Below are 6,328 nucleotides of genomic sequence, written 5' to 3'. Positions count from 1 at the left end.
AGTCTCTGTCTGGAACGATGTGGACTATCAAGAACGCAAGAGCATATTCAACGATATCGCTTTGCCCTGGTGCCTAGCGGCCAGTGTGGCATCGTCTGTGACTAATGTGGCTTGGGTAACGGTGGCAGATGCAGAAATGATGCTGTCAGGTAATTTCATCAGCGTATGACGACGTGTATTGATCGTCTCCTGTTTGACTAGATGGTTGAGTTCGACGCGTGTCAGATTGGCTAATAAAGCTGAAATAGCCTGCTCTTCTTGCAAGGGTAGCCCCGGGAATCCCAACAGTTCGAGCTCAGTGATCACGGAATAAGCGTAATGAGCAGGCGGGAGGCATAGCTGTCGCTTGATCGCGTTAATAAAAACATTCGTGTCGAGCAGATAATCACCACTCATCCCGCATGCTCCGTTGATACTCGAGCCCTTCCTGCGCTGTCAGCGTGGGCGCTTTTACAGACGAGAAATCAAGACCGGATGACGCCTCGGGCTCGCTCGGCGCTGATGTGCTGTTTTCGTACAGCACCACGATCCGGGCATGCCTGTTTCTCAGCTCTGCGTATTCGTCTGGAATTTTAACCATACCGTCTTGAATATCTGTTTCGAATTCAATCGCCTGCATACTCTTCTCCTCAAGCGCTGCTGATGAGCAACCCGGTACTCCAATATTTTTTCTATACCCTCTACATTTGACACGCTTTTGCTCAAAAATTCGAGTCGCTCGGTGACTCGCGACGACGACCCTATTGAAGGGGCATACTTTTGCAGCATCCCATGCCCATAAAAAACCCCGCAAGCATAACTTGCGGGGTGGGTGCGGTTGGCGGGTGCCAAACGGCGTGCTTAGCCGAGCAGGTGCTCGACGGCAGCGCGCTCTTCGCGCAGTTCTTTTTCCGTGGCCTGCATCTTCTCTTTGCTGAACGCATCGAGTTCGAAACCTTGTACGATTTCGTACTTGCCACCCTGGCAGCGCACCGGGTAGGAGTAGATGATGCCTTCGGCGATGCCGTAGCTGCCGTCGGAGGGGATGGCCATGCTGACGATACCGTCGCAGCCCAGCGCCCAATCACGCATGTGATCGATGGCGGAAGACGCAGCGGAGGCGGCAGACGAGGCGCCGCGTGCCTTGATGATGGCGGCACCGCGCTGCTGTACGGTCGGGATGAAGTCGTTTTCGTACCAGTCGCGCTCGACCAGATCGAAAGCGGCTTTGCCGTCTACCTTGCACTGGGCCAGGTCCGGGTACTGGGTAGCACTGTGGTTGCCCCAGATGATCATGTTTTCGACGTCGGTGACGTGCTTGCCGGTCTTCTGTGCCAGCTGCGTCAGGGCGCGGTTGTGGTCCAGACGGGTCATGGCGGTGAACTGGCCAGCGTCCAGGTCCGGCGCGTTGCAGGAGGCAATCAGCGCGTTGGTGTTGGCTGGGTTGCCGACGACCAGCACTTTCACATCGCGGCTGGCGTGGTCGTTCAGCGCTTTACCTTGTACGGAGAAGATGGCGGCGTTGGCTTCCAGCAGGTCTTTACGCTCCATGCCGGGGCCACGCGGACGAGCACCTACCAGCAGAGCGAAGTCGGCATCCTTGAACGCCACGTTGGGGTCGTCGGTGGCGACGATATCTTGCACCAGCGGGAACGCACAGTCGTTCACTTCCATGACTACGCCGTTGAGCGCATCCATGGCCTGAGGAATTTCGAGAAGCTGGAGAATGACAGGCTGATCCGGCCCCAGCATGTCGCCAGCGGCAATGCGGAAAATAAGAGAGTAGCTGATCTGGCCGGCACCGCCGGTAATCGCAATACGTACTGGATCTTTCATCATTGCTCCTTGATGGTTCGCCTAGTGAAGGTTCGCCCGGTAAAGATTCGCGCAACGATGTTATGCCCACACGCTCAAAAACTCAATCAGACTTGAGACTACTACCCATTCGCACGGCGGCCTGGTACTCGCTGACCGGCAGCACTTGCGCTATGGTGTCTCGGGTTGCGAGCCCCTCTTTATTTGGAACAGTGACTCCCCATGCGAAGAATCCCCCCCCTCTTATGCACTGGCTAGCCTGCTGGTGCTGGCCCTGGTGGTATGGCTTGCCCTGGGCGACTTTCAGCGTTTTCAGTCGACGCCTGCCGAAAACCACGACACCCACGGCGAATCTCTGACGCGGGTAGAGGTATCGACCCAACCCAGCACGCTCTACATTCCTCAGGTGGTGGTTCAAGGCCAGCTGGCGGCGGCGCGCGAGGCGGTGTTACGCGCCAATGTGGCGGGCCTGGTGGCGGAAATACCCGTCTCTCAGGGCGAACACGTTCAGCCGGGCGAGACGCTGCTGGTACTGGAAAGTGAAGCCCTGCCGGAGCGCCTGCAGCAGGCACGCGACGAGCTGGCCTTGGCGCAGGCGGAGTACGCGGGGGCCCAGAACCTGCGTCGTCGCGAGCTGATCTCCCAGCCTGAGCTGCTGCGCTTGCAAAGCGCTCTCAGCGCCAGCGCGGCCCAGCTGGCTCAACTGGAGAAGCAGCTACGCGATACTCGCCCCAGCGCTCCGTTCGAAGGCGTGCTGGACCGAGTACAGGTGGAAATGGGTGACTTGTTGCAACCCGGAGAAGAGTGGGCTCGCCTGGTCGATGACCGTCACCTGAAAGGGGAGGCCTGGGCGTCCCAGCAGCAGGTCGGCGCTCTGAGTGAAGGGCTGCCGGTGGCGGCCCGCCTGTTGAATGGCGGCGAGCTGACCGGCGAAGTGAGCTATATCAGCCGCCGTGCCGATGAGGCGACCCGGACGTTTTACGTGGAAGTCCTCCTCGACAACCCCGAACGCCAGCGGCTGGCAGGCGGCAGCGCCGAGCTGACCATCACCCTGCCCCCTCGCGCCGTGCATACGCTTTCGCCTGCGCTGTTCAACCTGGATGAGCGGGGCCAGTTGGCCATTCGGCACCTGGATGCCGAAAACCGCGTGGTGCAGTCTGCCGTGGAGCTGGTCAGTGCCGACACCCAGCGCGCCTATGTCAGCGGCCTACCCGACCCGGTCACGCTGATTACACTGGGGGCTGGACTTGTGAGTCCCGGCGAGGAAGTGACTCCCGTGCCTGCCCAGGAAGGTGGTCATGCGATCACTCATTAATGCGGCGCTGACCCATACGCGCACTACCCTGCTGCTACTGGTCGGGCTGCTGCTGGCTGGGCTCACGGCCTGGCAGGTGATCCCCAAGGAAGCCAACCCGGACGTCACCATCCCGATCATTTATGTCTCGCTCTCGCTGGAGGGGGTCAGCCCGGAAGATGGCGAACGGCTGCTGATTCGCCCGATGGAACAGGAGCTGCGGGGCATTGCCGGGCTGCGCAAGTTCACGGCGCAGTCCAGCGAGGGGCATGGCTCCGTCACGCTGGAGTTCGACCCGGGCTTCGACCCGGACACGGCGCTTTCCGACGTACGGGAACGAGTGGACATTGCGCGTAGCAGCCTGCCCACCGAAGCCGACGAACCGAGGGTCATGGAGGTCAACGTCTCGGAGTTTCCGGTCTTGAGCATCGGCCTTTCAGGGGAGCTGGACACCCGCGAGCGCATCGCCATCGCCCGCCGCCTGAAGGAGGAGATCGAAGGCATTGCCGACGTGCTGGAGGTGGACATTGCCGGTGACCGTGAAGACCTGCTGGAAATCGTCGTGGACCCGCTGGTGCTGGAGAGTTACGGGGTCGATTTCGATGCCTTGTTCAACCAGGTCTCGCGCAACAATCGGCTGGTGGCCGCCGGCAGCCTGGACACCGGCGCAGGCAGGCTGGCGCTGAAGGTGCCCGGCATCATCGCCGCCCTGGAAGACGTGATGAACATGCCCATGAAAGTAGAGGGCGAGCAAGTAGTCACGTTCGGTGACGTGGCCTGGATTCATCCCACCTACAAAGAGCCCGAAGGCTTTGCCCGTATCGACGGCCAGCCTGCCGTGGTGCTGGAAATCTCCAAACGCGCCGGGGCCAACATTATCGCCACCATCGACGCCGTGCGGGACCGCTTTGCGGAGGCGCAGCCGCTGTTGCCGGAGCAGCTACGGGTGACCACGATCATGGACGAGTCGGTCACCGTGCAGAACATGCTCTCCGAGCTGCTCAACAACGTGCTGACCGCCGTGGTGCTGGTGCTGATCGTGGTGGTCGCCGTGATGGGCTGGCGTATGGCACTGCTGGTCGGGCTGACCATTCCGGGGGCTTTCCTGAGCGGCATTCTGCTGGTGTGGGCCTTTGGCTTCACCCTCAACATCGTGGTGCTGTTTGCGCTGATTCTGGTGGCAGGCATGCTGGTGGACGGTGCCATCGTGGTCAGCGAGCTCGCCGACCGCCATCTGCACGAGGGGCAAACGGCTCATCAGGCGTGGCTGAACGCCGCGTCGCGGATGAGCTGGCCAGTGATTGCCTCCACGGCAACCACATTGGCGGTGTTTCTACCGCTGCTGTTCTGGCCCGGCGTCGTCGGTCAGTTCATGAAGTACCTGCCCGCGACGGTGATTCTGTGCCTGCTGGCCTCGCTGGTCATGGCGCTCATCTTCCTGCCCACGCTGGGGCGGCTGTTTACCCGTACCGCACAGGCCAGCGGCGCAGGCACTGGGCCCATGGACGAAAGCACTACCCTGGGGCGTAGTTATCGTCACCTGCTGAGCCGCCTGCTGCGCTACCCCGGCTGGGTGCTGGCCTTCGCCCTGCTGCTGATCGCGCTGCTGTATACCGGCTATGCGCGGTTCAACCATGGTGTGGACTTCTTCCCCAACGTCGAACCCGATAGCGCCCAGGTGCTAGTGCGCGCCCGGGGCGATTTTTCCGCGCAGGAAACCGACGCCATTTTGCGCCGCGTGGAGCAGCGCCTGGGCGGCCTGAGCGAAGTAGAGGCCCTCTACGCACGCTCTTTTGCAGTGCCCGACCAGCAGATGGGCAGCGACGTGGTCGGCATGCTGCAGTTCCAGTTCATTGACTGGTATCAGCGCCGTCCGGCGCGCACCATTCTGGCGGACATGGCCGAGCGCACGGCGGACATCCCGGGGATCACTCTGGAGTTCCGCGAGCAGGAAATGGGCCCCGGCGGCGGCAAACCCATCGTGCTGGAAGTCAGCGCCACGGACCCGGACGTTGCCGATGCGGGGGTCGATCAGCTCACCCGGTTGATGCGCGAGCTGGGCGGCTTCGTGGATATTCAGGATAACCGCAGTCTGCCAGGGGTGGAGTGGCAGATCACCGTGGACCGTGAGGCCGCCGCCCGCATGGGGACCGACATCACCACCATTGGCAGCGCGGTTCAACTGCTCACCACCGGCCTGCAGGTGGCCAGCTACCGCCCTCCCACGGTGAGTGACGAGGTCGATATTCGCGTACGCCTTCCGGAACACTGGCGCACGCTGGACCAACTGGAGCGGCTCACCATCAACACCTCCCGTGGGCAGGTGCCGATTTCTCATTTCGTGGAAATCGCCCCGGCGCCCAAGGTGGGACATTGAACCGCATCGATGGCCGCCGCGCGATTACGTTGGAAGCGGATCTGGCGCCCGGCTACCTGGCCGATGAGCGCCTGAGAGCCCTGCTGACCGCTGGCCAAGGCCAACTACCGGATGGCCTGATGGTCAATGTGGCTGGCGAACAGGAGGATCAGCAGGAGTCGATGCAGTTTCTGATCAGTGCCTTCCTGATTGCCGTAGGATTGATGGCGCTGATTCTGGTGACCCAGTTCAACAGCTATTACCAGGCCGCGCTGGTGTTGTCCGCCATCGTGTTCTCCACAGCGGGCGTACTCATGGGCCTGCTGATCACCGGCCAGGCCTTTGGCATCGTCATGGTAGGCATGGGGGTGATCGCGCTGGCGGGCATCGTGGTCAACAATAATATCGTCCTGATCGACACTTACAACGAGCTGCGCCGCGACGGCATATCGCCTGCACAAGCGGCCCTGGAGGCAGGCTGCCTGCGCCTGCGCCCCGTCCTGCTGACCGCCATCACCACCGTGCTGGGGCTGATGCCCATGGTGCTGGGAGTCAACGTCAACCTCTTCGCTCCCGCGCTGGGGTTCAACGCCCCCTCCGCCCAGTGGTGGACACAAATGTCCAGCGCCATCGCCGGTGGATTGACGTTCGCCACCTTCCTCACCCTGCTGCTCACCCCCTGCATGCTAGTGATCGGCGGCCGCTTACGGCGGGAGAAAGATCTCGGGTGAAACGCGCCCCACCCCGCTACGGGCAACCCCATTTGCATCGTTGCCGCCACACCCGTAGCGCGGCGTAAGCGGAGCGCACCCGCGAAGCAACGCGCAGAGCGTTGCCGATGGGGGCACCGGGGGTGGCGATGGCGTTTTGTGATTCGAGGGCAC

The 6,328-nt window shown here is 61.9% G+C and carries 4 protein-coding genes and 1 pseudogene; 2 read left to right on the top strand and 3 right to left on the bottom strand.

Features of this window, described 5'->3' with window-relative positions:
* Positions 1-27 precede the first annotated feature (27 nt).
* The 3 genes from B7L71_RS12120 to B7L71_RS12110 all read right to left on the bottom strand — a co-directional run bounded on the left by B7L71_RS12120 (position 28) and on the right by B7L71_RS12110 (position 1,815).
* Positions 28-396, bottom strand: coding sequence for a hypothetical protein (locus B7L71_RS12120; RefSeq protein ID WP_081138237.1), 369 nt, complete (start codon positions 394-396; stop codon positions 28-30).
* Positions 386-619 (bottom strand): hypothetical protein, encoded by a 234-nt coding sequence (locus B7L71_RS12115; RefSeq protein WP_081138235.1) that lies wholly within the window; start codon positions 617-619, stop codon positions 386-388. The genes B7L71_RS12120 and B7L71_RS12115 overlap by 11 nt, the downstream gene beginning before the upstream one ends.
* A 221-nt stretch (positions 620-840) precedes the next feature.
* Positions 841-1,815 carry a malate dehydrogenase gene (locus B7L71_RS12110; RefSeq protein ID WP_016913321.1) on the bottom strand — a complete coding sequence of 325 codons (975 nt, stop codon included), beginning with the start codon at positions 1,813-1,815 and terminating at the stop codon, positions 841-843.
* Positions 1,816-2,071: 256 nt separating this feature from the next.
* Between B7L71_RS12110 and B7L71_RS12105 the strand changes: the two genes are divergently transcribed.
* Positions 2,072-3,109: an efflux RND transporter periplasmic adaptor subunit gene (locus tag B7L71_RS12105; RefSeq protein ID WP_249273252.1), complete on the top strand. Its 1,038-nt coding sequence runs from the start codon at positions 2,072-2,074 to the stop codon at positions 3,107-3,109.
* A pseudogene (locus B7L71_RS12100) lies at positions 3,093-6,175 on the top strand (efflux RND transporter permease subunit). The gene B7L71_RS12105 and the pseudogene B7L71_RS12100 overlap by 17 nt, the downstream one beginning before the upstream one ends.
* The last annotated feature ends 153 nt before the right edge of the window (positions 6,176-6,328 follow it).

The sequence above is a fragment of the Halomonas sp. BC2 genome, from assembly GCF_002078115.1.
GTDB lineage: Bacteria > Pseudomonadota > Gammaproteobacteria > Pseudomonadales > Halomonadaceae > Vreelandella > Vreelandella stevensii.
This window is presented reverse-complemented; position numbering and strand designations above follow the sequence as displayed.

What these genes read in the sequence shown, in the direction of transcription:
- B7L71_RS12120 (WP_081138237.1), bottom strand. Translation starts at nt 396, where the DNA reads ATGAGTGGTGATTATCTGCTCGACACGAATGTTTTTATTAACGCGATC.
- B7L71_RS12115 (WP_081138235.1), bottom strand. Translation starts at nt 619, where the DNA reads ATGCAGGCGATTGAATTCGAAACAGATATTCAAGACGGTATGGTTAAA.
- B7L71_RS12110 (WP_016913321.1), bottom strand. Translation starts at nt 1,815, where the DNA reads ATGAAAGATCCAGTACGTATTGCGATTACCGGCGGTGCCGGCCAGATC.